Below are 26965 nucleotides of genomic sequence, written 5' to 3'. Positions count from 1 at the left end.
AATGCCCGCAAAGGATTGTGCGACAGGCGACAAAGCTGCGGCATTCCGGGGAAAACGACTCGGATGGCGAGCCGGATGCGAACAATCATGCTTTCTTTCAAAAGCCAGACACTGATCTCTGTTCGCATCATCGGAGATTTTTTAATATCGGAATGATCTTTGACAACGCGGCGCAACACCGCCTATTTTTTGTTCTGTCGTAAATTTCGGTAATACAAAAGTCGTCAACACTGCAAAGGGGGCGGCGTTCCCGTATCATTCTCCGCCAGCAGTTTGCTGTGTCTGTATCAAGTTCAGTCTCTCGAAGAAGTCCAATCCCCAACCGCCGTCTGCCGATCGTGCAACGCGAGTGGCGGGTGTGCCTGCGCGTTTTTCGTCGGCGATGGCGGCCTGTGTGTGAAGCGATATTCGACCCAACACAAGGACAGAGGCATGCAACCAGACAGGAGCAGTACCGGCAGCCGCCGCGAACGCCGCGGCCGGCTGGCCGGGCTAGGCGCATTGACCGTCTTGACCATGGTGCTCGCGAGCTGCGGCGGCGACGATTCGTCGTCGGTCGGCGCGTCGAGCCTCGCGCAGGCCACCGCCAGCCAGCAGGCCGGCGCGCAGCAGGCGGCCGGCAATCAGACGCCCGCGGCGAACCAGCCTTACGTCGACCCCGTTGCCTATTCGATGAACGCGACCGACGGCCTCGCGGCCGCGCAGGTGTCGGAGAAGGCGGCGGTGATGCATTACCAGTGGAAATCCGGCGGCACGACGGTCAACTACACGACGACCACCGGCCACCTGACCGCGCAGGACGCGAACGGCAATGCGGAAGCGTCGATGTCGTATGTCGCGTACACCGCGCCGAGCACGAACGGCAAGCCGCGCCCCGTCACGTTCGTCTATAACGGCGGCCCCGGCTCGTCGTCGATCTGGCTGCGGCTCGGCTCGTTCGCGCCGACGCGCGTCGCGACACCCGATCCGCTGTTCGGCAACAACTGGCCGAACTATCCGCTCGTCGACAACGCGGAAAGCCTGATCGATACAACCGACCTCGTGTTCATCGACCCGCCGGGAACCGGGCTGTCGGAAGCCGTGTTGCCGAACACCAACCAGAAGTACTGGGGTTCCGACGCGGACGTCAACGTCATGCGCGACTTCATCCAGCGCTACCTGAACGTGAACGGCCGCGGCACGTCGCCGATCTACCTGTACGGCGAATCGTACGGCACGCCGCGCACCGACATGCTCGCGCTGGCGCTCGAATCGGCCGGCGTGCACCTGACGGGTATCGTGCTGCAGTCGGCGATCCTGAACTACTTCGCGGATGCGGTGGAGGCGGTGGCGATCACGCAGTCGACCGAAGGGCTGCTGCTCGACACCGATACCGTGGCCGGCTATCTGCCCGGCTATGCGGCGGTCGCGGCGTACTTCAACCAGGTGTCGCCGGCGCCGGTCAACCCATTTCTGTATGCATTGCAGACCGAACTGTTCACGACGCTGATCTACAACCAGCTGCAGAAGTACTCGCAGTCGTGGGTGCTGAGCCAGCTCGGCATTCCGGATGCGCTCGGCACGCCGGTGTTCCCGAGCGATGCGACGCTGAAGCTGTGGTCGATCCCGTCGAGCCTGACGCAACAGGCGCTGCGCGACTACTTCAACGCGAACCCGTTCGGCACGAACCTGGTGCCCGGCACGACGATCGGCCGCTACGACGGACGCGTGTCGTTGCCGAACAGCGATCCGCGGCTGCAGGCGGACGGCGACCCGTCGGACATCCTGATCTCGCAGCCGTTCACGAACGCGCTCGCGACGCAGATGCCCGACTACCTCGGCTACACCGCGCCGAACGCGACCTACCTGCCGTTGAACGACAACATCATCCAGGTGTGGGACTTCTCGCATGACGGCCAGCCGATGCCCGACACGATCCCCGATCTGCTCGGCGCGCTGCAGCTCAATCCGAAGCTCCAGGTGCTCGCGGAGAACGGCCTCCACGATCTGGCCACGCCGTTCTTCAACACGGAGAAGCAGCTCGCCCGTCTGCAGACGGTGAAGGGCCTGAATCCGAAGCTGCAGGTGAACTTCTTCCAGGGCGGACACATGACGTATCTGGATGACGTGGCGCGTCCGCAGATGAAGCGCGACCTGGCGACCTTCTACAAGGGCGCGCGGATTCCGACGGCGCTGACGCTGAAGACCCTGCCGCCGCCGTGGCCGGACGAGAATCCGGCCGGCACGCCGACCGGCAGCGCGCCGGGCGCGACGGCCTCGACTTCGCTGGCAGCGGCACCGTAAACGACGGACTCCTTGTGAAAAGGAACCCTCTATTCATCCATTGAATGCGAGTGATCATGTCTCCAATCAACTTGATGCGACGTATGTGTTCGTTGATCGTCCTCGGTGCGGTGATGAGCGCCGCCCATGCGCTGCCGCCGCAGGCGGTGGCGCCGGTGAAGCTGCCGCACGGCGGCCACGGCGTCGACGGTCCGTTCTTTCCGTCGACCCGCGTGGCGCCGGTACTGCCGTCGACCGGCGCGACGCTGCAGCAGCAGGCGCAGAAGCGCGTCGACGCCCGGCTCGGCGGCAACACGGTGCTGGGCAATGGCGCGGCGGTGACGAAAGCGCAGGCGCAGAGCAGCGGGCTCGGGTTCGTCGCGAAGCACTTCGACGAGATCGATGCGAAACACACCGGTCGCGTGACGATGAGCGATGTCCGGCAGTTCATCCAGCAGCGGCAGGTGCAGGCGCAGCAGGAACAGCAGGAGTGACGGTGTAGCGAGGTCGTGCGCGGGAAGGCGGCCGGTGCCGGTTCGGTGCCGGCCGCCCAACCGCGGTGGCGACCTGCGTTCAACCTGCCGCGGCGCACGTTCGGCCGCGGCCTTCTTCATGGAAGTGCGGTACGTACGCGCGAAGCCGCGTCATGCATCACGCGTTACGCATCGCGCGATCGATGCTCACGCTTCCCGGTGCGCGTAGCGCCTCGCCGTCGCCGACGGCAACTCGCCGAACATCGCGCGATAGTCCTGCGCGAAACTGCTCAGGTGCCAGAAGCCCCACTTCGTCGCGGCCGACGTCACGGAGCCGCCGAGCCGCAGCTCGCGGCGAACGTGATTGAGCCGGACGGCGCGCAGGTAGGCGATCGGATTCAGATTGAGCGTGTCGTTGAACGCGTATTGCACGGTACGCCGGCTGATGCCGAGCTGCACGCACAGCTCGGCGATCGACAGCGGGCACGTCGACGCATCCTGCAGCCGCGCCTGCGCCGCGTTGACGAGCGACCAGTACTTCGTCGAACGCGTCGCGAGGGCGTCCGCGTCCGGCGCGGGCACCGTCATCGCTTCGGAAATCGCATACAGCACGGTCCGCTCGAGCAGTTCGATCCGGTCCTGCGTCGTAACGTCGTCGACCGGCGTGCTCTTCGCGGCCGCGGCCATCGCATGGCGCAGCAGGTGACGCAGGCGATCCGCGACCTGGGCCGTCATCGGGATCAGCGGTGCGAAGGTGCGGGCCCGCAGCGACGCGGCGAACGTGCGCAGCGCTGGCGTCGACAGCTTGTCGGGCGCAATCTCGACGTTCACGAGCACGTGCCGGTCGGGAGAATAGAACTCGAACACGGGCTGGCTCGAGAACACGTGCAGGCTGTCGCGCCCGCTCTTTTCGCCGCACATGCGCGCATGGCCTTCGAGCTCCAGCGGCACGGCCACGGCGACGCGGTCCGACGGCACCGCGCCCTGTTGCAGGATCACCTTGTCGAGGTCTTCGACCAGCAGCCGGATGCCGCCGAGCGACACGATGGACGACGAGCCATGAAACAGGCCGCCCGAGATCTGCGTGTAGTTGAGGTGCCAGCCGTCGAATATCCGCGCCTGCTCCTCCACGTCGGTGAACGCGCAGAACGTCACCCTCCGCGCGAGCGGCGGCGCGCCGGAGTAATCGCTCGGATCGGCAGACGGCGTCATCGGAGTCGGGAGGGGAGCGGGCGGATCGATTCATTGTAGCCGCTGCACGCGCCGGTCAAAAAACCCCGGAGAAAACCCTCGCTTGCCGAAATCCGATAGTGCAAAGCCGGCCGGCGAAATATCGTTGGCACGAACACGACGCATCGCGCCGGCACCGGGAATCTCCCGCTTCGTTGCCGGCCGCGCCGAACACGGCGGCCGGCGCGGGCCGGCCGCCGCACTTCTGGAGAGACGTTGATGGAGCTTCCACGTGGCGGATTCTGGCGGAACTGGGTCGGCAATCAGTCGTGCGTCGCCGCGCACATGGCGGCCCCCACCAGCGAGGCGGAGATTGCCGAGCTGGTGCATGCCGCGACGAGCCGGGGCAAGAACGTCCGCTGCGTAGGGTCGGGGCATTCGTTCACGCCCATCGTCGCGACGAGCGGCCTGCTGCTGTCGCTGAAGGACTATCACGGCATCGTCGCGGTCGACGAGCAGCAGAAGCGCGTGACGGTGAAGGCCGGCACGCGGATCAACGCGGTGACGCAGCATCTGAAGGGAATCGGCTTCTCGCTCGTCAACCAGGGCGACATCGATTCGCAGGCGATCGCCGGTGCGTTGGCGACGGGCACGCACGGCACCGGGACGACGCTGAGTAACCTGTCGTCACAGGTGGTCGGGATGCGCATCATTCGCCCCGACGGCTCGATCATGGAAGTGAGCGACAAGCAGGACCTCGACCTGCTGCACGCGACGCAGGTCAATATCGGCATGTTTGGCGTGGTCTCGGAGCTGACGCTGCAGGTGACCGATGCGTTCTGGCTGCACGACCGCGTGTGGCGCGAGGACTTCGACGCGCTGATGGAGCGGTACGATGAGCTCGCGGCGACGCACCGGCATTTCGGTTTCTTCTGGTGCCCGACGTCCGAAAGCCGCCACCTGTACTGCCTCCCCGACACCACCGCGGTGTCGAATTCGAAGAAGGACTACGACGTGTGCGAAGTCAAGGTGATGGACGTCACCGATGTGCGCACGTACCACGAAGGCGAGCACGAGAAGATCGCGTACAGCTCGGAGGTCTACGCGATCCACTACGTCGCGAACTTCCACGAGCTCGAGTACGCGGTGCCTGCCGAACACGGCAAGGAAGCGCTGCGCCGCGTGCGCGACCTGATCCTTACGAAGCATCGGGACTGCATCTTCCCGGTCGAGTACCGCTTCACGAAGGGCGATCCGGCGTGGATCAGCCCATTCAATCACCAGGACAGCGTGACCATCTCGTGCTCGGGCGGTCCGAACGGCGTCGATTACTGGCCGTTCCTGAAGGATGTCGACGACATCCTGCGCGACTACGGCTCGCGTCCGCACTGGGGCAAGCTGCACTTCACGAACCGCGACGACGTGGACCGCTGGTTCCCGAAGGCCGAGGCGTTCCGGGAACTGCGCCGCAGCGTGGACCCGGAAGGCCGTTTCCTCAACGATCATCTTCGGACCCTGTTCAGCTGAGGGGTCCTGACGAATCACACTGGAGAACGACGCATGAATGCCAAGATTGACGGTCGCCTTGCCGGCAAGGTCGCCATCGTGAGCGGCGGCGCGGGCGGATGCGGCGCCGCCGCGTCCGAGCTGTTCGCCGCGCAGGGCGCGAAGGTGGCGATCATCGACCGTGACGGCGACGCGGCCGACACGCTCGCGTCGCGGTTGCGCGATGCCGGCCTGCAGGCGATCGGCCTGCAAGCCGACGTGTCGAAGCAGGCGGACGTGCAGAGCGCGGTCGATGCGGCCCGCGCGCAGTACGGCAACGCGGACATCCTGTTCAATCATGCGGGCACGCTGATCGTCAAACCGTTCCTCGATATCGAGGAGTCGGAATGGGACTGGCTGATGGGCGTGAACGTGAAGAGCATGTTCCTGATGACGAAGGCGGTGCTGCCGCAGATGCTGGAAAAAGGGCGCGGCAGCATCGTCTGTACGTCGTCGATCTCCGCCGTCTTCGCGACGCCCGGCGAGGTGCTGTATGACGCGACCAAGGGCGCATGCCAGATGTTCGCGCGCGCGATCGCCGTCGAATACCGCGACCGCGGCATCCGCTGCAACGCGCTGGCGCCGGGCTTTATCCGCACGCCGCACGGAATGCGCGAGCTGAAGGATCTGCAGGCGATGGGCGTGGACGCGACCGAGGCGGCCATCGCGGTGCAGCAGGGCCGGCTGTGCGAGCCGTCGGAAGTGGCCGCGGCCGCGCTGTTCCTTGCGTCCGACGAATCGAGCTTCGTCAATGGCACCCAGCTGTTCGTCGACAACTGTTTTTCCGCCGTTTAGGCCCCCATATTCGCAAGAAGCCGACGGGCAGGCACGATCTCTCCAGGAGCGGCAGGTTCGGTCGAAGGTTCCGCAGCGATGCGGACCTTCGATTTTTTTTGGCCGTGTCGCCGCGCGATGTGTCCTAGCGGAATGTCGCAATCCTTCTATCTGAACCACCTGGCGTCTGCTGGAATGGCAATGACGAGTCACCGTTCAGCCGGCATCGCGAGGCGGCATGGTTGTCGACGTCATCGAGCGCCGGTCCGGCGCTCGGCTTCGCGGGTCCGGGCAAGTCCGGCATACCAGGATCAATCCATCACTCTCTTCTGATCAATCATCATGTTCAATCGCACTACCAGCACCGTCGCCAACGTCGATCCCGAACTCTGGACTGCCATTCAGGACGAGAACCGCCGTCAGGAAGATCACATCGAGCTGATCGCGTCGGAAAACTACACGAGCCCGGCCGTGATGGCCGCCCAGGGCTCGCAGCTCACGAACAAGTACGCGGAAGGTTATCCGGGCAAGCGCTACTACGGCGGCTGTGAATACGTCGACGTGGTCGAGCAGCTGGCGATCGACCGTGTGAAGCAGCTGTTCGGCGCGGAAGCCGCGAACGTGCAGCCGAACTCGGGTTCGCAGGCGAACCAGGGCGTGTTCTTCGCGATGCTCAAGCCGGGCGACACGATCATGGGCATGAGCCTCGCGCACGGTGGTCACCTGACGCACGGCTCGCCGGTGAACATGTCGGGCAAGTGGTTCAACGTGGTCAGCTACGGGCTGAACGAGCAGGAAGACATCGACTACGACGCGGCCGAGCAACTCGCACAGGAACACAAGCCGAAGCTGATCGTCGCGGGCGCGTCGGCGTTCGCGCTGAAGATCGACTTCGAGCGTCTGGCGAAGATCGCGAAGTCGGTCGGTGCGTACCTGATGGTCGACATGGCGCACTACGCCGGCCTGATCGCGGCGGGCGTGTATCCGAACCCGGTGCCGCATGCCGACTTCGTGACGACGACGACGCACAAGAGCCTGCGCGGCCCGCGCGGCGGCGTGATCTTGATGAAGTCGGAATACGAGAAGCCGATCAACTCGGCGATCTTCCCGGGCATCCAGGGTGGCCCGCTGATGCACGTGATCGCGGCGAAGGCCGTGGCATTCAAGGAAGCGCTGTCGCCGGAGTTCAAGGCATACCAGGAAAAGGTGGTCGAGAACGCGCGCGTGCTGGCTGAAACGCTGGTCAAGCGCGGCCTGCGGATCGTGTCGGGCCGCACCGAAAGCCACGTGATGCTGGTGGACCTGCGCGCGAAGAACATCACGGGCAAGGCAGCGGAAGCAGCACTCGGTGCCGCGCACATCACGGTCAACAAGAACGCGATCCCGAACGATCCGGAAAAGCCGTTCGTGACGAGCGGCATCCGCCTGGGTTCGCCGGCGATGACGACGCGCGGTTTCGGCCCGGTGGAAGCCGAACGGGTCGGCAACCTGATCGCCGACGTGCTGGAAGCGCCGGAAGATGCGGCGACGATCGAGCGCGTGCGCGGGCGCGTCGCGGAGTTGACGCAGCGTTTCCCGGTCTACGGCTGACGCGCTGCAATCTGGCACCCGGTCGGGTGTTCAACTGCTCAGGCGGTTGAACCTCGTCCGGTCCGAAGCGATGTAAAAAAATCCGGCTCGCCGTGTATGTGCGAGCCGGATTTTTGCGTTGTGAGCCTACGTGCGAGCCCCTATCGCTTCACACCGACGCATCGACGTTCGCCTCGAGTTCGCGAATGCGCGCGTCGTTGCGCGTGTCCTTGAGCACCGGCGGCCCCGCGAACGACTTGCGCACACCGAAGCCGTACCAGATCACCATCAGCACGACCACGAACGCAACCAGCACGTAGAGCACCTTTTCGTTCGGCGGCTGGATGCCGACGTAAGCCAGCACGCAGGCGCCCACCAGGGCGAGGAGCGCGCACGGCTTCGACCAGATGCCGAGCTGGAACGGGCCTTTTTCGGTCCACGTGCGCCCTTCGGCGAGCATCCCGGAGCCGATCGGCATCGCATACGAGATGAACAGGAACACGGCGCTGCCCGCGCTCAACACCGAGAACGCGTCGCCGTACAGCGTGACGACGATCGCCAGCACCGCACAGGTCCAGATCGCGGGGCCGGGCGTCCGATGGTTGTGATTCACGCTGCGCAGCAGCTTCGACGCCGGCAGCCCGCCGTCGCGCGCAAACGCATACATCATGCGCGACGTCGACATGATCGCGGCGAGCCCGCACACGTAGTTGATGAAGAACATCGCGAGTTCGAGGCACACGCGCAAGGTCTTCGGAATCGGCGCGAGGATCGCTTCGAAGAAACCGGTGCCCTGTTTCATCGCGGCCGTCAGGTCCGGCATGACCAGCACGAACGTGCACACCATCACGTAGCCGAACACCGCGGACCAGAACACCGAGCCGATGATGCCGCGCGGCACGTTCTTCGCCGCGTCGTGCGTCTCTTCCGACGTGTGGGCGGACGCGTCGAAGCCCGTGATCGTGTAGGTCACCAGCAGCAGGCCGGACAGGAACGCGAGCGGCAGGGTCTGTTTCGGCCATGCACCGCCGTCGACGCCCGTGAAGTTGGTGAAGGTGACGAGTCGATGCAGGTCGAACGCGACCGGCGAGTAGACCAGCAGCGACACGACCAGCGCGATCGTCACGACGAAGATCAGGTAGCCGGACAGGTCGGTGATCTTGCTCGCGATCTTGATGCCGCGTGCGTTCAGGATCGCCTGCGAGAGCGTGATGAACGCGATGAACGCGGTCTGATGCCACCACGTCAGGCTGTCCGAACTGACGCCGAACATCGGGGCGATCAGCGTCTTGAAGAACGGATCGTAGGTGCCGAAATTGATCGCGGCGATCACGAAGATCAGGCCGATCAGATTGAGCCACGCCGTCATCCACCCCCATTGCTTCCCGCCGAGGATGGCGCCCCAGTGATAGAGGCCGCCGGCGGTGGGAAACGCCGACGCGATCTGTGACATCGACACCGCGACGATCAGCGCGAACAGCGAGCCGAGCGGCCAGCCGAGGCCGATCGATGCGCCGCCGGCGGCGGAAAACGCAAGCTGAAATGCCGTGATGCCGCCCGACAGAATGCAGATCACCGAAAACGACACGGCGAAGTTCGAGAAACCGCTCATGCGTCTCGACAACTCCTGCGCATATCCCATCTTGTGGAGAAGGCTTACGTCACTGTCGGTGCCTGAGTCAGGCTGGATTTTCGCGTCCATGTTCGCTCCGTCACGAATGTCCTGCATGGCAGGACTGTCATCGCTGCCCGGGCCCGGCATTGCGGCCCGCCCCTGGAATTCGTCGGCGGCACGCGACGTCATGGGTGAATGACACGTCGCTTTCCGGTCCGATGCGGGAACGGTATGAAGCCAAATCTCGCGGCGCTATCGGATTTCGGCAATGCACCCGAAACTCCGGACGGATGCACCTTTCGGGGGCATCGAGCGGTCTATGGCGCCTTTTGCTCGTCGGGCAACCGCCCGAAGCGCGCCCGATAGTCGCGCGGCGATATCCCGACCCGCTTCGCGAATGCACGCTGCAACGCATCCACGCTGCCGAATCCCGACCGTTGCGCGATCCGCTCGAGCGGCCAGTCGGCCCGCTCCAGCAGCGCCTTCGCGCGCTCGACGCGTGCGGCCAGCACGAACTGCGCGGGCGAGCACCCCGTCTCCTTGAGAAAATTGCGCGCGAACGTCCGCTCGCTCATGTGCAGGCGCGCGGCCAGCGCGGCGATGCCGAGGTCGCCGGTCGGATCGTCGGCGAGCTCCGTGAGCAATGCGCGCATCCGCGGTGTCGCGCTGGCCTGGATACCGAGGCCGACGCTGAACTGCGACTGTCCGCCCGGACGGTGCATGAAGAGCACGAGTTCGCGAGCGACCGCGAGCGCGGTCGGCGCGCCGCAATCGGCCTCGACGAGCGCGAGACACAGATCGATGCCGGCCGTCACGCCGGCCGACGTATGAAACGGCGGGTCGCTCACGTAGATCGCATCCGGCTCGACCCGTGCGTCAGGACACAGCGCCTGCAGCGTCGCGCACTGGTTCCAGTGCGTGGTCGCGCGTTTGCCGTTCAACCATCCGCCCGCGGCGAGCACGAACGCGCCCGTGCAGATGCTCGCGATACGCCGCGTGTCGGCGATCCGCGTGCGCAGCCACGGCAGCACGCCGGCGTCCGACGCCGCGTGCCGCAGCGCCGCTTCGCTGCCGCCGGCGACGATGAGGGTGTCGATGCCCGCGGGCAATGCCGCGAGCGCGGTCGGGCCGGCCAGGCGCAGGCCCGCATGCGTGACGATGTCGTGACCGTGTTGCGACGCGAGCGTGAGCCGATAGGGCGCGACGTGGTCGGGAAGGTGGCGGTTCGCGACGGCGAACACCTCCATCGGGCCCGTGATGTCGAGTGACTGGACGCCTTCGAAGCCGACGACGACGATGTCGCGTGCCGAACCGGTTGACTGGGACATGGCGGAAAGTGCGGTGGGGTTGTCCTTGTGACCGCGAGCATGATCCTTGTAATTTTCCGGACGTGCAATCGATTGACGCGGGTGGGCGATGCGGGAACGGAACAGGAACTGGAACGGCGTGGCGTGCGCAATGGTTGCGCTGGTCATGTGCGCGGTGTCGGGCGCGTGCGCGCCGCGGCACGCCGGGCAGGCGGTGGGAGACGGCGCACGAACGGTCACGCAAACGCTGACCGTGAACGCGCCGAAAGCGGGCCGCACGCGGCCGCTCGTCGTGATCGTTGCCGACAACGCGGGAACGGAGACGACCGATTTCATCGTCCCGTATGCGATTCTGAAGACGTCCGGCGCGGCCGATGTGGTCGCCGTGTCGGCCGACGCCGGCGCGGTCGAACTGATGCCCGCGTTGCGGATGCTGGCCGATACGACCTTCGACCGGTTCGATGCCGCCGAGCCCACGGGCGCGGACCTCGTGATCGTGCCCGCGCTGCATCGTGCGGACCGGCCGGCCGTGCTGGCGTGGCTGCGCAAGCAGGCCGCCACCGGCGCCACGATGGTGGCGATCTGCGATGGCGCGGCGGTGCTCGCGAACGCCGGGTTGCTGCGCGATCGCATCGCGACCGCCCACTGGTATTCGCGCGACGGGCTGCGTCGCCGTTTTGCCGATACGGCGTGGGTCGCCGATCGCCGTTACGTGATGGACGGCAACGTGATGACGACGACCGGCGTGTCCGCATCGATTCCCGCGTCGCTTGCGTTGGTGAATGCGCTGGCGGGGCCGGCGGCGGCGCGCGAAACGGCGCACAACATCGGCGCGGATGGATGGAGCGATGTGCACGACGGCAGCCGCTTCGGGCTGACTGCGCGTGCCGTGGCGACCGCGCTGACGAATCGCGTCACGTTCTGGCGGCATCGGACCTTCGATCTGCCGGTCGCGGGCGGCTTCGACGAACTCCCGGTGGCGCTCACCGCCGATGCGTGGTCGCGGACATGGCGCAGCGATGTCGTCGCAACGGCGGACGCGCCCGTGATCGAATCGAAGCACGGGCTGCGGTTGCTGACGCAGCCGGCACATGCGACGCACGCGCGCGTGACGATTCCGGACGGGCGGCGTGGCGACGCGGTGCTGCCCGGTGTGCTCGGAGACGTCGCGGCGCGCTACGGCGACGCGACGTCAGACTGGGTGGCGCTGCAACTGGAGTATGCGAAGTAGCGGCGGAGAGCTTGCGCGTCGCCCGACGCGAACCGCGCTTTCCGGCCCGGTAACGGCGTTGCGCTCAGGCCGTTGCCGTCCGCCGCGCCGTCAGCCGGTTCCACAGCATCCCGGAGCGGCTCCCGCTGCGGCAATACGCGAGCACGGGCTTCGGCAGCGCATCGACCAGCGCGCCGAATGCGTCGACTTCCGCATCGGCGATTCGGTCGCGTTCGACCGGCAGATAGCGCGCGTCGAGGCCGAGTTCGCGCGCGGCGGCCGCGATTTCGTCGAAGGCCGGCTGATCGGCGCCTTCGCCGTCCGGCCGGTTGCAGATCACCGCGCGAAAGCCTGCATTGCGGATCGCCTTCAGGTCCGCCGGCGTGATCTGTCGCGACGCGGTGAACCCGGTGGCGGCCGCGGCCCGGCATTGCTCGATCGCACGCGCGAAACACGCGACCGCGAAATCGACGTCCTGCTCGGTCGTGAAGCGGCCGAAGCTGATGCGCACCGTGCGGCCCGCGGCTTCCCCATCGAGGCCGATCGCGGTCAGCACGTGGGACGGCGCGCCGCTGGTCGAGTTGCATGCGGAGGTCGACGACACGGCGAGCGAATCGCCGAGCATGAACGGGAAGAAGCCCGGCGCGTTCACCGTGAGGCTCAACGTGTGCGGGATGCGGCGCGCCGCTGCCGCGTTGTGCGTGATGTCGCCGAGCGCGAGCAGCGCGTCCTTCAGGCGCGTGCTGAGTGCCGCGATCCGCTCGGCTTCGCGCTCGAGTTTGTCGGCGGCCAGCTCGCACGCGGTGCCCATCCCGACGATCTGATGCGTCGCGAGCGTGCCCGAGCGCAGGCCGCGCTCGTGCCCGCCGCCGTGAATCTGCGGCGCGATGCGATCGGCGATGTCACGGCGGACGAACAGCGCGCCGATGCCCTTGGGGCCATACACCTTGTGCGCGGACATCGACAGCAGGTCGATGCCGAGCGCGCGCACGTCGATCGGCGTCTTGCCGAGCGCCTGCGCGGCGTCGACGTGCAGCAGCGCGCCCGCCGCGTGCACGATGCGCGAGATCGCGCCGATGTCCGTCAGCGTGCCGAGCTCGTTGTTGACGAGCATCAGCGACACGAGGCCCGTATCGGGACGAATCGCCGCGGCCACGGCGTCGACGGTGATTTCGCCGTCGGCGGTGGGGCTCAGGTAAGCGGCCGTCATCCCGCGCTTCGACAGGTTCGCCATCGTGTCGAGGATGGCCTTGTGTTCGATGCGGCTCGTGATCAGGTGGCGCTTGTCGGTCGCGGCTTCCGCGTAGCCCTTCAGCGCGAGATTGTTCGATTCGGTGGCGCCTGACGTCCAGATGATCTCGTCGGCGTGCGCGCCGATCAGCGCGGCAACCTGCGCGCGGGCGTGCTCGACTTTTTCCTTCGCCAGCCGGCCGGCGGCGTGCGAGCTCGACGCGGGATTGCCGAAGATGCCGTCGGCACCGAGGCAGGCCGTCATCGCTTCGATCACGCGGGGATCCGCAGGGGTGGTGGCTGCGTAGTCGAGGTAGTGCAGCGGGGTGGTATCGCTCATGTCCTTCTCTTGCTCTTCTCTTCGGAATGGGAGAAATGATACGAGGTCGGGTGGGGAAAAAGGATCCAAAAAGAGCTGAGAGTTCGCGGGTGCGTGAAAAAATATTCCCTCGATGTCCGTTTTGATGGAATCTGATCCTTTCGTCGCCGGATGGCTCCCCAAACCGATCCGACGATGTCTATGAGGGATTCCCCCCGTGACGCGGGCATTCGCGCCGTTTCGCCCCTGCCGCCGCGCGTTCCACGCTGGCCGCTGACGCCTCCCGCACCGCGCCCCCGATTATTTGCGTTTCGCGAATGGCGCGTTCGCCGGTTGTTCCATACCCGATCGGCGGCCGCGCCCCTATCGTTCGGGCGTCGGCTGATTGAATTCGACGCCTGCAACCGGAAAGGCGGCCGCCACTTTCTCGCGACTCGCGTCGCATCACACACCAAGACAACGGACCTGGCTTCATGCACCCGCGCTCCGGCGCGTGCAGGCGGACCGATCCACGGAGACAGACATGAAAGCAAACGAGTGGGATACCTCCTATGAGTGGAAGGCGGTGACGCTGCTGGCGCTCGGTTTCGGGCTGGTCGGCCTCGACCGCTGGCTCATCGCGCCGCTGTTCCCATCGATCATGAAGGACCTGCACCTGACCGCGCAGGACGTCGGCAACTGCATCGGCGTGCTCGGCCTGTCGTGGGGCATTTTCGCGGCGCTGATGGGCGGCATCTCCGACAAGATCGGCCGCCGCAAGGTCCTGATCCCCGCCATCGTCGCGTTCTCGCTGCTGTCCGGCTTCTCGGGGCTCGCGGGCGGGCTGCTTGGCCTGATCGCGATCCGCGGGCTGATGGGCGTGGCAGAAGGTTCGTTCTGCCCGACCAGCTTCGCGGCGACCGCCGACGCGTCGCACCCGCGGCGGCGCGGCCTGAACCTCGGGCTGCAGCAAAGCGGCTTCGCGCTGTTCGGGCTGGCGCTGTCGCCGATCATCGCGACCCAGTTGCTCAACGTCGTGTCGTGGCGCTGGGTGTTCGCGCTCGTGGCCCTTCCCGGGCTGATCCTCGGCGCGATCATGTTCTTCGTGATCCGCGAGCCGAAGCGCACCAAGGAGGTCGCGTCGGAACACGCGCCGGCCTCGCTCGGTCATGTGCTCAAGAGCCGCAACATCCTCGTCGCGATGGCCGCGCTCTGTTGCGCGATGACCGGCGTGTTCGTGCTCGGCGCGCTGCTGCCGTTGTACCTGACGGACTACCTGTCGCTCGGCACGCAGAAGATGGGCCTCGTGGTGTCGGCGATCGGCTTCGGCGGCTTTCTCGGGCAGTTCGGGCTGCCGGGCCTGTCCGACCTGGTGGGCCGCCGCCTCGCGAGCATCGTCGGCTTCGCCGGCACCGCGGTGATGCTCTACATTTTCCGCGGGCTCGGCCCGCAGCCGGTCGTGTTGTTCGTCGTCCTGTTCGTCGCGTCGTTCTTCACGCTCGGGCTGGTGTCGCTGCTGTCGGGCCCGGTGGCGACCGAAGCCGCGCCCGTCGGCCTCGTGTCGACGTCGATCGGCGTGGTGGTCGGCTGCGGCGAGATCTTCGGCGGCGGCATCGCGCCGGCGCTGGGCGGCTACGTCGCCGCGCACTTCGGGATCCAGAACATTCTGTGGCTGCCGATGATCGCGGTGCTGCTCGGCATCGTGGTCAGCATGCTGCTGCGGGAAACCGCGCCGGCCGTGCTGCAGCGCCGCGTGGGCGTGCAGCCGGAGCTGACGGCGGGCGAACAGCCGTAACATGCGGCTCGGTAGCACCTGCACCCGCGCCCGGCGGCCCTGCGAGATTGACACCTGCCGGGTGACAGTGTGACGCTTTGCGCATGCTCCAACCGGCCGGCAGGTGCGGTTAGACTGGCGGTTTCGCTTCCCGGAAAAGGCGCCGCATGGACCGCTTTCTGAGCATCGAGGCATTCGTCAGGGTCGCGGAGGCGAGCAGTTTTGCGGAAGCGGCGCGACAGCTTGGGGTCACCAGTTCGGTCGTGACAAACCGCATCCAGCAGCTGGAGAAGTTCGTCAACGCGCCGCTGTTCCATCGCAGCACGCGCCACGTGCGGCTGTCCGACGTGGGTGAGACCTTCTACCGCGAATGCGCGGAGGTGGTCGGGCGCGTCAACGAGCTGACCGACCAGATGCGCGAACTGCGCGCGACACCGACCGGGCGGCTGCGCATCCAGATGCTGCCCGGTTTCGCGCTCGATCACTTCGGCGTGCCGCTCGCCGAATTCAATCGGCGCTACCCGGGCATCCAGCTCGACATCATCGTCAACGACCGTGTGGTGGACCCTGTCGAAGAAGGGTTCGACATCGCGTTCCAGATCTTCCCGCCGATTTCCGAATCGCTGATCGAGCGGCGCCTGTTCGTGGTCCGACGCCTCTTCTGCGCGTCGCCCGCGTATCTCGAAGCGCATGGTGCGCCACAACATCCGCGCGAATTGCTGCAGCACACGACGGCGCTGTATTCGGGTTATCCATCGCGCAACCGCTGGACGATGACGCGCGGCGACGAGGTCGTCGAAATGGAATTGCCCGGCATGATCCGCTCGAACTCCGTGCATCTGCTGCGCGAGTACGCGCTGACGGGCGGCGGTGTCGTGTGCCTGCCCACGCTGGTCGCGAGCGAGGCGCTCGTCGCGGGCCGGCTGGTGCCCATCCTCACCGACTTCCAGATCGCGCCGCTGAGCTTCGCCGCCGTCTATCCCGCAACGCAGCGACAGGCGTTGAAGGTGAAAGCGCTGGTGGAATTCCTCGCCGAATACATCGGCGACGAGTCGCCGTGGGACCGTCCGCTGCTGGAGCGCGGCTGGGTCCGCTGAGCCGGGTGATTATTCGCGAAACGCAAATGCCGTAGTCGCGCTCCGTTGCCTTGTTGAGGGGCGCCCTTGCCCCTAGAGTTGAATCCAACAAGCGGTACAACTCAGGAGACAGCAATGACCGACACGGCATTCCACACCGTCTTTGGCTCGCTCGACAGCTACACCAAGGGCGAGATCGAAATCACCAGCGGCAGCGCGCAGCACTACGCCTTCTCGAACGTGTTCGAGGTGGCATCGAAGTCGGCCCCCTACGAGAAAGTCGTCGCCGGCAAGAACCTCGAATACGTGATCGAAGTGCTGCGCACCGACGGCCAGTCGCCGTGGTTTGCCTGCGCGCACGACGAGTTCGCGATCCAGATGGACGGCGAAGTCCGCATCGAATTCATCAAGCTCGACAACCCGCCGACCACCGGCCGCGGCACCGTGAGCGCCGGCACGCAGCCGGCGGGCCGCGAGATGGGCTACGTCGTCCTGCGCAAGGGGCATCAGGCGCTGCTGCCGGCCGGCTGCGCGTATCGGTTTTCCGCCGACAAGCCGGGCGTCGCGCTCGTGCAGACCGTGCTCGGCGAACTGTCCGTCGAGAAGTGGGCCGACATCTGCCTGCACTGACCGATCCGACCGCCCCCCATTCGACTATTCCAGGAGACACGTGATGGCCACTCTCGAGACCCTCGATCTTTCCGCAGGCTTTGCCGCCGATCTGGTGCAAGCCACCGAAGCCGATGCCGTCACCGGCTACCGCCGCTTCCACCTCGGCGCGTTCGCGTTCCAGCGCGACGAGTACTTCGTGAAAATCAGCTGGCCGGCGAAGGGCAGCACGCGCACGCATGCGATCCCCGCGGACGCGTTTTTGCGCGCGATGATGCGCGACGTGGCGTGGGGCTTCTTCTACGGCTGGGTGAATTTCGATCACGTGTTCGGCACGCGCAATCACTACGGCAAGGTGGACGTCTATGCCGGCACGTTCAACGGAATCCTGAAGGAAGCCGGCGTCGACTACACCGAGACCTTCGAAACGCCGACGATCATGGCGACCTTCAAGGCGATGCTGCACGACTGGACCAACGAGGGCTTCGACCCGTTCGCGGCGCCCGAGGAAACCGGCACGGCCTTCGGCCGCAAGCATGGCGAGAACGGCGCGGCGATCGAACGCACGCGCATCGCGACGCGCCGCATGCCGGGCCTCGAAGGCGACTCGCCGCTGCGCGACGAACTGCCGGTCAACCGCGCGTTCCGCGACGTCGGCCAGGACGAGCCCGAGGTGCATGTGAAGCCCGGCTTCGAAGGCGAGCTGCACGCGTTCAACCTGTTCAAGTACCTGTCGCGCTCGGACGTGACGTGGAATCCGTCGGTCACCTCCGTGTGCGGGCGCAGCCTGTTCTGCCCGACCACCGAGGAATTCATCCTGCCGGTGTTCCACGGCAACGACCGCGTCGAATGGTTCCTGCAACTGTCCGACGAAATCGTGTGGGACATCGGCGACAAGAACACCGGTGCGCCGCGCGCGCGCATCACGATGCGCGCCGGCGACATTTGCGCGATGCCCGCCGACATCCGGCACCAGGGCTACTCGACGAAGCGTTCGATGCTGCTGGTCTGGGAAAACGCGACGCCGGACCTTCCGCAGCGATACGAGAGCGGCGAGCTTGCGCCGTATCCGATCGAATTCTAAGCAGCGCATGCGCGCGATACCGAGGACGATTCATGCAAACCCAACTCTTCATCGACGGCCGCTTCGTTGACGCCGTCGAGCGCGGCACGATCGACGTGCTCAATCCGCACGACGGCTCGCTGATCACAAAAATCGCCGCCGCCACTGCGGCGGACGTTGACCTGGCCGTGGAAGCCGCCACGCGCGCGTTCCCGAAGTGGTCGGCCATGCCGGCGGCCGAACGCGGCCGGCTGCTGCTGCGTCTCGCCGACGCGATCGAAGCCAACGCGGAGGAACTCGCGCAGCTCGAATCGCTGGACACCGGCCACCCGATCCGCGATTCGCGCGCGCTCGACGTGCCGCGCACGGCAGGATGCTTCCGCTACTTCGGCGGGATGGCCGACAAGCTGCAGGGCTCGGTGATTCCGGTCGAAACCGGCTTCCTGAACTACGTGCAGCGCGCGCCGATCGGCGTCGTCGGCCAGATCGTGCCGTGGAATTTCCCGCTGATGTTCACGAGCTGGAAGATGGGCCCGGCGCTGGCCGCGGGCAACACGGTGGTGCTCAAGCCGTCGGAGATCACGCCGCTGTCGACGCTGCGTATCGTCGAACTGATGGCCGAGGTCGGCTTCCCGGCCGGTGTCGTCAACATCGTCCCCGGTTACGGGCATACGGCGGGCCAGCGGCTCGCCGAACATCCCGGCGTCGGCAAGATCGCGTTCACCGGTTCGACGGCGACGGGCCGCCGCATCGTCGAGGCATCGCAGGGCAACCTGAAGCGCGTGCAGCTGGAGCTGGGCGGCAAGGGCGCGAACATCGTGTTCGACGATGCGAACCTCGACGCTGCCATCAACGGCGCCGCGTGGGCGATCTTCCACAACCAGGGGCAGGCGTGCATCGCGGGTTCGCGTCTCGTGCTGCACGAACGCATCGCCGACGCGTTCCTCGAGCGCTTCGTGTCGCTGGCGTCGTCGATCCGCGTCGGCAATCCGCTGGACCCGGACACCGAGATGGGCCCGCTGACGTCGAAGCAGCACCTCGACCGCGTGCTGTCGTTCGTCGACGTCGCGCGCGAGCAGGGCGGCCGTGTGCTCGCGGGCGGCAGCGTGCCGCAGGATGCGGCGCTCGCCAACGGCTACTACGTGCGCCCGACGGTCATCGAAGCGAAGAGCGCGGCCGATCGCGTCGCACAGGAGGAAGTGTTCGGCCCGTTCGTCACCGTGCTGCGCTTCGGCAGCGACGAGGAAGCGCTGTCGATCGCCAATGCGACCGAATACGGGCTCGGCAGCGGCCTCTGGACCAACGATCTGTCCCGCGCGCACAAGATGGCGGCGCGCATCGACGCGGGCATGTGCTGGATCAACTGCTACAAGCGCGTCAATCCGGGCAGCCCGTTCGGCGGCGTCGGTCAGTCGGGCTACGGCCGCGAGATGGGTTTCGAGGCGATGCACGACTACACCGAAGCGCGCTCGGTGTGGGTCAACGTCGACGGCAACGTGCCGCCGCATTTCAAGCGCTGAGGCCGAGATGGAGCGCTTCGTCTATCAGGGAACGCCGTCGCGCGTCGTGTTCGAATGGGGCGCGCTCGAGCGGCTGCCCGACGAGCTGTCCGCGCTCGGCGCGCATCGCGCGCTGATTCTGTCGACGCCCGAGCAGCGGCCGCTCGCCGAACGGGTCAGCGGCGTGCTCGGCGAGCGGGCGGCCGGCGTATGCGCGCAGGCCGTGATGCACGTGCCGGTCGAGGTCGCCCGTGCCGCGCGCGAGAGGGCGGCCGAGCTGGGCGCGGACTGCTGCATCGCGATCGGCGGCGGCTCGACGATCGGGCTCGGCAAGGCGATTGCGCTCGAATCGTCGCTGCCGATCCTCGCCGTGCCGACGACCTACGCGGGTTCGGAGATGACGCCGATCTACGGGCTCACGGAAGGCCGGCTGAAGCGCACCGGGCGCGATGCGCGCGTGCTGCCGCGAACGGTGCTCTACGACCCGTCCCTGACGTTGTCGCTGCCGCCGGGGATTTCAGCGGCGTCCGGCGTCAACGCGATGGCGCATGCGGTCGAAGCGCTCTATGCGGAAGATGCGAACCCGGTGATCAGCCTGATGGCCGAGGAGGCGATTCGCGCGCTCGGCGAGGCGCTGCCGGTCATCGTGCGCGCGCCCGACGACCGCGAGATGCGCAGCCGCGCGTTGTACGGCGCATGGCTTGCCGGCACGTGTCTCGGCGCGGTCGGCATGGCGCTGCACCACAAGCTCTGTCATACGCTCGGCGGCACCTTCAACCTGCCGCACGCGCAAACACACGCCGCGATGTTGCCGCATACGGCGCACTACAACCATGCCGCGGCGCCCGACGCGCTGCGCCGGGTCGCGCGGGCGCTGGGCGGCACCGACGCGGCCGACGCTGGCCCGCTGTTGTTCCGGTTGAATCGGCAGCTCGGCCTGTCGGCGGCGCTGGCCGATATCGGGATGCCGGAAGCGGGCCTCGACGAAGCCGCCGACCTCGCATGCCGGAACCCCTACGCGAATCCGCGGCCGATCGAGCGCGCGCCGATTCGCGAATTACTTCAGCAGGCGTGGCAAGGGCACGCGCCGCAGTGAGCGGCCGGCCGCATCCAAGGAGACGAACGTGACGAATGAACATCATGACGGCGACACCCGGCTGACCGAGCAGGTCGTCGCCAGCTTCGACGGTACGCCGAACCCGCGCTTGCGCGTGCTGATGCAGAGCCTCGTGCGGCACCTGCATGCGTTTGTCCGCGAAACGGAGCTGACCGAGGCCGAGTGGATGACCGCGATCCGCTTCCTGACCGAAACCGGGCAGATGTGCGACGACGTCGTGCGCCAGGAATTCATCCTGTTGTCAGACACGCTGGGCGTGTCGATGCTGGTCGATGCGATCAACCATCGTTTCGCCACCGGCGCGACGGAAACGACCGTGTTCGGGCCGTTCTACATCGAGGGCATGCCTGAGCGTGCGTACGGCGAAAACATGGCGTTCACGCCCGGCACGCCGGTCGTCGTGCAGGGTCGCGTGCTCGGCACTGATGGTGCGCCGGTGCCGGGCGCCGTGCTCGACGTGTGGCAGACCGCCGACAACGGCATGTATTCCGGGCAGGACAAGGCACAGCCGCACGGCAATCTGCGCGGCCGCTACCGGACCGACGCCGAAGGCCGTTATGCGATCACGACGATTCTGCCGGTCAGCTATCCGATTCCGACCGACGGCCCGGTCGGCAAGATGCTCGATGCCACCGGACGCCATCCGTGGCGGCCCGCGCACCTGCACTTCATGATCGACGCGCCGGGCTACCGCAAGCTCGTCACGCATCTGTTCGACGAGGAGGACGCGTATCTGAAGTCGGATGCCGTGTTTGGCGTGAAGCCGTCGCTGATGGTCGCCTATCGGCCGCGTGCGGCGGACGATGAACTTGCACGCCGGTTCGGGTTGAGCGGCGCGTACCGCGAAGCGACGTATGACTTCGTGCTCGACCGGAGCTGACCGACATGGCTCGATTTTTCGCGGTGTTTGCGACCGACCAGCCCGGGATGCGCGACGTGCGCGACCGCGTGCGCGCCACGCATCGGACCTACCTGCGTTCCGCCGCGCAGCACGGCGTCTATGTGCGGCTCGGCGGGCCGACGCTCGATCCGCAGGGCGATGCGATGAACGGCACGCTGCTCGTCATCGAGGCGGACGACATCGATGCGGTGATGCAGTTCGTCGGCAACGATCCGTACGTGAAGGAAGGGCTGTTCTCGCGGGTCGAGGTTCGTCCGTGGGACTGGAGCCTCGGCAATCCCGAGCGGAGAGTGTGAGTCATGGGCGCCACGCAACTGTGTCGCTTCTCCGAGGTGCCTGACGGCGGGGCGCGGGTCGTCGACGAGGCCGGCATCGGGCGACCCGTCATCGTCGTGCGGCGTGGGGAGCAGGTGTGGGCGTACGTGAACCGTTGTCCGCATTTCTCGGTTCCGCTCGATTTCGTGCCGGGCAACGTTTCCTGTTACCGGTCGCAGGTGCTGATGTGCGCGCATCACAGTGCGCTGTTCCGGTTCGACGATGGTGTGTGCATCGATGGACCGTGCTCGGGGGCCGGGCTGGAAGCCGTGGCGGTCGAGGTGGATTCGGCGGCGTGGGTGGTCTGTCGGGGCGCTTGAGTCGGAAGGTGGGATTGCCCAACCGTGTTCGGGTGATCGGGCAATCGCATCGAGGTGGATGAAATCGGGAATGAGCGGGATTTCATCCATTCTATTAAATCAGTAAAGCTAAATACCTAGTTATTTTTCCGACCCGGATGAAAGCAACTCCGGGCTGGGGGAGTCGTTGTTTCACGAAACATCGGTCGAGTGCCCGCGAGACAGTAGGCGACCGTTCGCATTGACAGAAAAAAGACGGAGACGCAATGAAACTGAGGTTTGGAGCAGCCGCGATGCTTGTCATCGCGCAGGGCGCGTACGCGCAAAGCAGCGTGACCTTGTTCGGTCTGATCGACAGCGGCATCTCGTATGTCAGCAACGAGGGCGGAGGGAAGAACGTCAAGTTCGACGACGGCATCTTCACGCCGAACCTGTTTGGCTTGCGCGGCACGGAAGATCTCGGCGGCGGATATCGCGCGACGTTCGCGCTCGTGAACCAGTTCTCGATGGCGAACGGCAGCATCATCGGCACCGGGATCTTCGGCCGCAATGCGTACGTAGGCATCGAGAGCGACCGCTTCGGCAACATCACGCTCGGGAACCAGTACGACTTCATGGTCGATTCCCTGTTTGCGAAGGGGAACGCGATTTCGATGGATATCAGCGGGCTGTACGGGTTCAGGAATGGCCCGTTCCAGCGTCTTGCGCTGCCGAACAATCCGACCGGCGCATTCGATTGGGATCGAACGGCGGGCAGCAAGCCTGTGGCGAATTCGGTCAAATACAGTTCGCCGACGATTGCCGGTTTCTCCGGTGGCGTGATGTATGCGTTCGGCGGCGTGGCCGGTTCCATCGGCGCGGACAACGCCGTGAGCGCCGGGTTGAACTACGAAGTCGGGGCGTTCGGTATCGGCGCGGCCTATACGAACGAGAAGTACGGTCCGGCGCCCGGTACACCGTCGACCAGTGTGCGCAACTGGGGCGTCGGGATGCACTATGACTTCGGCGCGGTGACCGCGAAGGCGTTGCTGACCACCGTCCACAATTCCTTCAACGACGCCGGTGTGTGGATGGCTGAAGCCGGCGGCATGTGGCGCATCAGGCCGGACGTTTTTCTCGGCGCGAAGTACATGTACATGAAGGGCAACGAAGCCGTGAACGACAACCACGCGCATCAGGTCAGCGTCGCGCTTCAATACCTGCTGTCGAAGCGGACGATGGTTTATGTGTCCGGGGACTATCAACGCGCGAACAGCGGCGCGAACGCGCAGATCAACGGCGTGCTGGACCCGAACGGCGCGTCGAGTTCAGCGACCCAGGCGGTGGCGCGGATCGGGTTGCATACGATGTTTTGACGGAGGCGGAGGCGGCGCGCGGGTCGGCCGGCGTCGGGGCGGAGCTTGCGTCAAGGTCCGCCCGGCACCGGACTACCTCGCCGTCGCGGCTGTCTCCTTCGCTTTGTCCTGCTCCGCCGCCAGCGCTGCATCTGCGGCCTGTGCGCGCTGGATGGCCGGGCGCGCCAGGATGCGATCGATGTACGCGCGAATGCGCGGTGTCTCGGGGATCAGCTTGAACATCGTGGTCCAGTTCAGCGCCGCGCCCCACAGCACATCGGCCGCCGTGAAGCGCTCGCCCAGCAGGTACGGCCCCTTTGCCAGTTGCGCATCGAGCGCGTTGATGACGGCATCGAAATCGCCGTAGGGCGACATCGAATAGGCGGCGGGCGGACGATTCATCGAGCGGTCGACAATGGCCGGCTCGAAGCACGAACCGTAGAACGTCATCCAGCGCAGGTACGGTCCGCGCAGCGAGTCGCCCGGCGCCGGCGACAGGCCGGCTTCCGGATACAGTTCCGCCGCGTACAGGTAGACGGCGGCCTGCTCGGTGACGATCACGTCGCCGTGACGCAGCGCGGGAACCTTGCCCAGCGGATTGATGGCGAGGTAAGCGGATTCGTGATGCTTGCCGGTCGAGAGATCGAACGCGTGCAGTTCATAGTCGGCGCCCAGTTCCTCCAGCAGCATGCGGGCGCCCGCCGATCGGCTGCGCGGGGAGTGGAACAGGGTCAGGTGACGGTCTTGCGGCATCGCGGGCTCCGGTGTGCGTTCGGGACAAGGTTTCCAATGTAGGTGGGTTGCATGCCGCCGTCTTGGAAAAATCCGCTGTGGCGGTGCATCATTACGCAATCCCCCCACCCGTTCGTCACCATGGCCGACTTGCGTAACGTGACCGACCCGCCCAAGGGCGTCGTCGGCCCGAAAGCCTTCAACCAGCGCTTCCGCCTGAATCGCTACTACCCGTGTGCCGAACTGGCCGGGGTGCTCGATCACCACTGGATCGTCGAATGGGATCTGCGCGACCAGCCGCCGTACGTGCAGCGCACGCTGCCGTATCCGTGCGTGAATCTGGTGTTCGACCGGCGGCGCACGGGGATCTTCGGTGTGGTGTCGGGGGCGTTCGAGACGACGCTGGCCGGGGCCGGCAGGGTGATCGGCGTGCGGTTTCGGCCCGGGGCGTTTCGCGCGTTCCTCGGCAAACCCGTGCATGTGCTGACCGACAAGGTGGTGCCGGTGTCGACGCTGCTTGACTGCGGCGATGCGGAAGCCGAAAACGCCGTGCTCGGCGCCGAGGATGATGCTGCGATGGTGGCGGCGGCCGAGGCGCTGCTGTTGCGCGTGCTGCCACCGCCGGATCCGCAGGTCGAGCGCATTCATGCCATTTTGCAGATCCTGCAGCAGGACCTCGCGCTGACGCAGGTGCGTGATCTGGCCGAGCGTGCGGGGTTGAGCGAGCGCACGCTGCAGCAGCTCTTTTCCAGCCATGTGGGGGTAACGCCGAAGTGGGTGATCTGCCGATACCGGTTGCACGAGGCCGCCGACAAGCTCGCGGGCGGCGAGCCGGTCGATCTCGCGGAACTGGCTCATGCGCTCGGGTATTTCGATCAGGCGCATTTCACGCGCGATTTCCGCAAGCTGGTGGGGAAGGCGCCGGCGGAGTATCGGCGGGAAGATCGGCAGCAGTGAGGTGGCGGTTGCGGCTTCGTGACGGGCAACCGAATGTCATTGCCCGACGCACGTCGCGCCGCTGCTCGCCGGTCGTGGATTGTTGTAGTCCGGGCAATACGATAGTGTGGCGAGATGGCCTGCCGCCGAGCTGCAATTGAACCTACGATGTGACGCGTGGGCGCTCCGTGAGCTCGAACGGTTGACGCGCTGCACATCATTTCATCCTGCCGATCGCGTGGTCGGCCGGTCAGCCAGATAATCAGGAGTCTGTCGTGTTTTACCGAAAATCCATGTTGGGTCGTCGGAATGTCGTGTGCGTTGCCGCCGTGGCGATCATGCTGGCGCAAGTCGCGACGCGTGCAGAGGCCGCCAATGTCGGCGACACGGCGAGCGCTGCGATCGCCGTCACGCCCGACATGTCGCCCACGCGGCCGATTGTCGGCGACGATCCGGTTGCCATTCGGGACGCGCTGCAGAAGCAGCACATCAAGAGCGCGGCTCCGTCCCTGAGCGATCGCGTCCGCAGGCTGGTCCCCGGCGGGGCCGACCAGCATGGCCGGAACGCCGACCTGGCCGCGATCAATCTGGATCGTGAGGTGACTTTTCTGGTGCCGGTGTCGTATGGGCTGCTGTATCAGTCGAAGAAGCATGTGTTGAAGGTGAACGTCGACCTGGTCGACAGCGACGGCGAAGGTCGGACAGGCATCCTTCTGAGAAAGAGCATCACCGGGAAGCGCGGGCGACGGCTCGTGATCGCAGCCGAGGCAAAGGCAAAAGGCTATATCCAGCAGATCGACATCATCGAGCTCGATCCCGGAAAAGGCGGGAAGTCCACCGTTCGTGGCCGCGCGAACCTTTCACCGGCCGCATACGCGCAAACGCATGGCGACTTCGCGTTCGCTATTTCCGGGCGACTGGTCAGGCCGTATCTGACGGAGCATGTCGAGCACGCGGAGCCGAGCAACGACGAGCCGACCGACATCACGACGAGGACTTCCAGGTTGTATCTGGATGTCGAATCCATTTCGCTGGTGAGTCCGGCGAGTGGGATGGTGGTGTTGAAGAAGTTGAGTTTGTCGAAGTAGGGGTGTTGCGATCAAGTGCATTTCACGCGCGATATCCGACGCCGTCTTGACTCGCCGCGGTGAATTGGAGTAGCCGATTGACGCACCGCAGAGTCTAGGAAGACTGCGCGTCCCAACGATGGAGGAAGGCCAGTACGTCATCGCGTGATTGAAGAATCCGCTTGTCGGCCCCGTATTCCTCAAACAATTTCTGGTGGCCAACGTACGAACTCCATCCCTGACGACTTCGGTACGTCGAGGCCCAATCCAACAACGCGGCGAATGACGCCGCGTCTCCTCCTCGACGAATACCGCGTTGACGAATATTCTCAACGCATTCCGCTTCGTCGAGGCACAACCAGATCAGCGCGGTGGAGTCATCGCGGATCTCATTGACGAGCGAACCGTAAATGCCTTCGATGACCCATCGATCAGCTTTCGCGGCATCTCGCAGTAATTGAAGGGCATCGTTGCGCTCCCGAGCAACGCTGTATCCGCCCGGAAGCCAATGAATCGAATCCAGGTCTACACAGGGCGCCGCCAAGCGATTCGCGATTCGTTCGGCGAGCCAGCTTTTTCCGGAGCCCGAATTCCCCACTATGAGCGTTCTGTACAGATCCATACGTTGGCTCGTCTCGTTGGGTCCAACGGCTAATCTCTTGATCGTCATGGCCGCAGCTCAATTGATCGGCGACGGCTCAGAGCGTAAGCTCGCCAAGCCGGTCAATCGCATGATCGCAGATGCACGCGTAGCAACTTCGAATAGTTTCGCTTAAGCAGCGAAGTTTCA

At 65.8% G+C, this 26965-nt stretch carries 24 protein-coding genes; 18 read left to right on the top strand and 6 right to left on the bottom strand.

Going from position 1 to position 26965, the window contains the following annotated elements:
• The first annotated feature begins 432 nt into the window (after positions 1-432).
• Both F3J14_RS02645 and F3J14_RS02640 read left to right on the top strand, forming a co-directional pair.
• Positions 433-2283 carry a peptidase S10 gene (locus F3J14_RS02645; RefSeq protein ID WP_166721643.1) on the top strand — a complete coding sequence of 617 codons (1851 nt, stop codon included), beginning with the start codon at positions 433-435 and terminating at the stop codon, positions 2281-2283.
• Between the two features lie 44 nt (positions 2284-2327).
• Positions 2328-2756 carry a hypothetical protein gene (locus tag F3J14_RS02640; RefSeq protein WP_050810674.1) on the top strand — a complete coding sequence of 143 codons (429 nt, stop codon included), beginning with the start codon at positions 2328-2330 and terminating at the stop codon, positions 2754-2756.
• Positions 2757-2942: 186 nt separating this feature from the next.
• Here F3J14_RS02640 and F3J14_RS02635 read toward each other — a convergent pair whose 3' ends face one another.
• Positions 2943-3947 carry a helix-turn-helix domain-containing protein gene (locus F3J14_RS02635; RefSeq protein ID WP_166721642.1) on the bottom strand — a complete coding sequence of 335 codons (1005 nt, stop codon included), beginning with the start codon at positions 3945-3947 and terminating at the stop codon, positions 2943-2945.
• A 237-nt stretch (positions 3948-4184) separates the two neighbouring features.
• On the opposite strand from F3J14_RS02635, the gene F3J14_RS02630 reads away from it, so the two are divergent.
• From F3J14_RS02630 to glyA, 3 genes are all read left to right on the top strand, one after another.
• The gene (locus F3J14_RS02630) at positions 4185-5432 is read left to right on the top strand and encodes a D-arabinono-1,4-lactone oxidase (RefSeq protein ID WP_166721641.1); all 1248 of its coding nucleotides are present in this window, start codon (positions 4185-4187) and stop codon (positions 5430-5432) included.
• Between the two features lie 33 nt (positions 5433-5465).
• Positions 5466-6245, top strand: coding sequence for an SDR family oxidoreductase (locus tag F3J14_RS02625; protein WP_168736090.1), 780 nt, complete (start codon positions 5466-5468; stop codon positions 6243-6245).
• Positions 6246-6566: 321 nt separating this feature from the next.
• Complete coding sequence (glyA, locus tag F3J14_RS02620) at positions 6567-7814, top strand: serine hydroxymethyltransferase (RefSeq protein WP_166721640.1); 1248 nt, start codon at positions 6567-6569, stop codon at positions 7812-7814.
• A 148-nt stretch (positions 7815-7962) separates the two neighbouring features.
• Here the strand turns inward: glyA and F3J14_RS02615 are convergent, their stop codons facing one another.
• Together F3J14_RS02615 and F3J14_RS02610 are read right to left on the bottom strand one after the other, a co-directional pair.
• The gene (locus F3J14_RS02615) at positions 7963-9495 is read right to left on the bottom strand and encodes an amino acid permease (RefSeq protein WP_166721639.1); all 1533 of its coding nucleotides are present in this window, start codon (positions 9493-9495) and stop codon (positions 7963-7965) included.
• A gap of 230 nt (positions 9496-9725) precedes the next feature.
• Complete coding sequence (locus tag F3J14_RS02610; RefSeq protein ID WP_166721638.1) at positions 9726-10736, bottom strand: helix-turn-helix domain-containing protein; 1011 nt, start codon at positions 10734-10736, stop codon at positions 9726-9728.
• Positions 10737-10866: 130 nt separating this feature from the next.
• On the opposite strand from F3J14_RS02610, the gene F3J14_RS02605 reads away from it, so the two are divergent.
• On the top strand, positions 10867-11946 hold the full coding sequence (locus tag F3J14_RS02605) for a DJ-1/PfpI family protein (protein ID WP_247682103.1): 1080 nt from the start codon (positions 10867-10869) through the stop codon (positions 11944-11946).
• 64 nt (positions 11947-12010) lie between these two features.
• Here the strand turns inward: F3J14_RS02605 and F3J14_RS02600 are convergent, their stop codons facing one another.
• Positions 12011-13495, bottom strand: a complete 1485-nt coding sequence (locus tag F3J14_RS02600; protein ID WP_166721637.1) for an aminotransferase class V-fold PLP-dependent enzyme — start codon at positions 13493-13495, stop codon at positions 12011-12013.
• Positions 13496-13997: 502 nt separating this feature from the next.
• Here F3J14_RS02600 and F3J14_RS02595 point away from each other — a divergent pair.
• The 10 genes from F3J14_RS02595 to F3J14_RS02550 all read left to right on the top strand — a co-directional run bounded on the left by F3J14_RS02595 (position 13998) and on the right by F3J14_RS02550 (position 23461).
• A complete protein-coding gene (locus F3J14_RS02595) occupies positions 13998-15248 on the top strand; it encodes an MFS transporter (protein WP_165752415.1) in 1251 nt (416 codons plus the stop codon).
• A gap of 146 nt (positions 15249-15394) precedes the next feature.
• On the top strand, positions 15395-16324 hold the full coding sequence (locus F3J14_RS02590) for a LysR family transcriptional regulator (RefSeq protein ID WP_166721636.1): 930 nt from the start codon (positions 15395-15397) through the stop codon (positions 16322-16324).
• 114 nt (positions 16325-16438) lie between these two features.
• A complete protein-coding gene (locus F3J14_RS02585; RefSeq protein WP_166721635.1) occupies positions 16439-16933 on the top strand; it encodes a hydroxyquinol 1,2-dioxygenase in 495 nt (164 codons plus the stop codon).
• A gap of 43 nt (positions 16934-16976) precedes the next feature.
• Entirely contained in the window at positions 16977-17996 is a 1020-nt protein-coding gene (locus tag F3J14_RS02580; protein ID WP_126226489.1) for a hydroxyquinol 1,2-dioxygenase, read from the top strand.
• 32 nt (positions 17997-18028) lie between these two features.
• On the top strand, positions 18029-19495 hold the full coding sequence (locus F3J14_RS02575) for an aldehyde dehydrogenase family protein (RefSeq protein WP_166721634.1): 1467 nt from the start codon (positions 18029-18031) through the stop codon (positions 19493-19495).
• Between the two features lie 7 nt (positions 19496-19502).
• Positions 19503-20570, top strand: coding sequence for a maleylacetate reductase (locus tag F3J14_RS02570; protein ID WP_166721633.1), 1068 nt, complete (start codon positions 19503-19505; stop codon positions 20568-20570).
• 28 nt (positions 20571-20598) lie between these two features.
• Positions 20599-21471: an intradiol ring-cleavage dioxygenase gene (locus F3J14_RS02565; protein ID WP_166721632.1), complete on the top strand. Its 873-nt coding sequence runs from the start codon at positions 20599-20601 to the stop codon at positions 21469-21471.
• A gap of 5 nt (positions 21472-21476) precedes the next feature.
• Positions 21477-21788: a YciI family protein gene (locus F3J14_RS02560; RefSeq protein ID WP_012365279.1), complete on the top strand. Its 312-nt coding sequence runs from the start codon at positions 21477-21479 to the stop codon at positions 21786-21788.
• A gap of 3 nt (positions 21789-21791) precedes the next feature.
• On the top strand, positions 21792-22127 hold the full coding sequence (locus F3J14_RS02555) for a Rieske 2Fe-2S domain-containing protein (RefSeq protein WP_006759991.1): 336 nt from the start codon (positions 21792-21794) through the stop codon (positions 22125-22127).
• A 245-nt stretch (positions 22128-22372) separates the two neighbouring features.
• Positions 22373-23461, top strand: a complete 1089-nt coding sequence (locus F3J14_RS02550) for a porin (protein ID WP_166721631.1) — start codon at positions 22373-22375, stop codon at positions 23459-23461.
• Positions 23462-23533: 72 nt separating this feature from the next.
• Here the strand turns inward: F3J14_RS02550 and F3J14_RS02545 are convergent, their stop codons facing one another.
• Positions 23534-24193, bottom strand: a complete 660-nt coding sequence (locus tag F3J14_RS02545) for a glutathione S-transferase family protein (RefSeq protein ID WP_166721630.1) — start codon at positions 24191-24193, stop codon at positions 23534-23536.
• A 120-nt stretch (positions 24194-24313) separates the two neighbouring features.
• Here F3J14_RS02545 and F3J14_RS02540 point away from each other — a divergent pair, with 120 nt between their 5' ends.
• Together F3J14_RS02540 and F3J14_RS02535 are read left to right on the top strand one after the other, a co-directional pair.
• A complete protein-coding gene (locus F3J14_RS02540) occupies positions 24314-25129 on the top strand; it encodes a helix-turn-helix domain-containing protein (RefSeq protein WP_166721665.1) in 816 nt (271 codons plus the stop codon).
• 254 nt (positions 25130-25383) lie between these two features.
• A complete protein-coding gene (locus F3J14_RS02535) occupies positions 25384-26196 on the top strand; it encodes a hypothetical protein (protein ID WP_166721629.1) in 813 nt (270 codons plus the stop codon).
• Positions 26197-26290: 94 nt separating this feature from the next.
• Here F3J14_RS02535 and F3J14_RS02530 read toward each other — a convergent pair whose 3' ends face one another.
• Positions 26291-26797, bottom strand: a complete 507-nt coding sequence (locus tag F3J14_RS02530; protein WP_247682102.1) for an adenylate kinase — start codon at positions 26795-26797, stop codon at positions 26291-26293.
• Positions 26798-26965: the final 168 nt, after the last annotated feature.

The organism is Burkholderia sp. Tr-862 (genome assembly GCF_011753085.1).
GTDB classification, from domain to species: Bacteria; Pseudomonadota; Gammaproteobacteria; order Burkholderiales; family Burkholderiaceae; genus Burkholderia; species Burkholderia ambifaria.
Note: the sequence above shows the minus strand (reverse complement) of the source record. Positions and strands in the feature narration are given on the sequence as shown.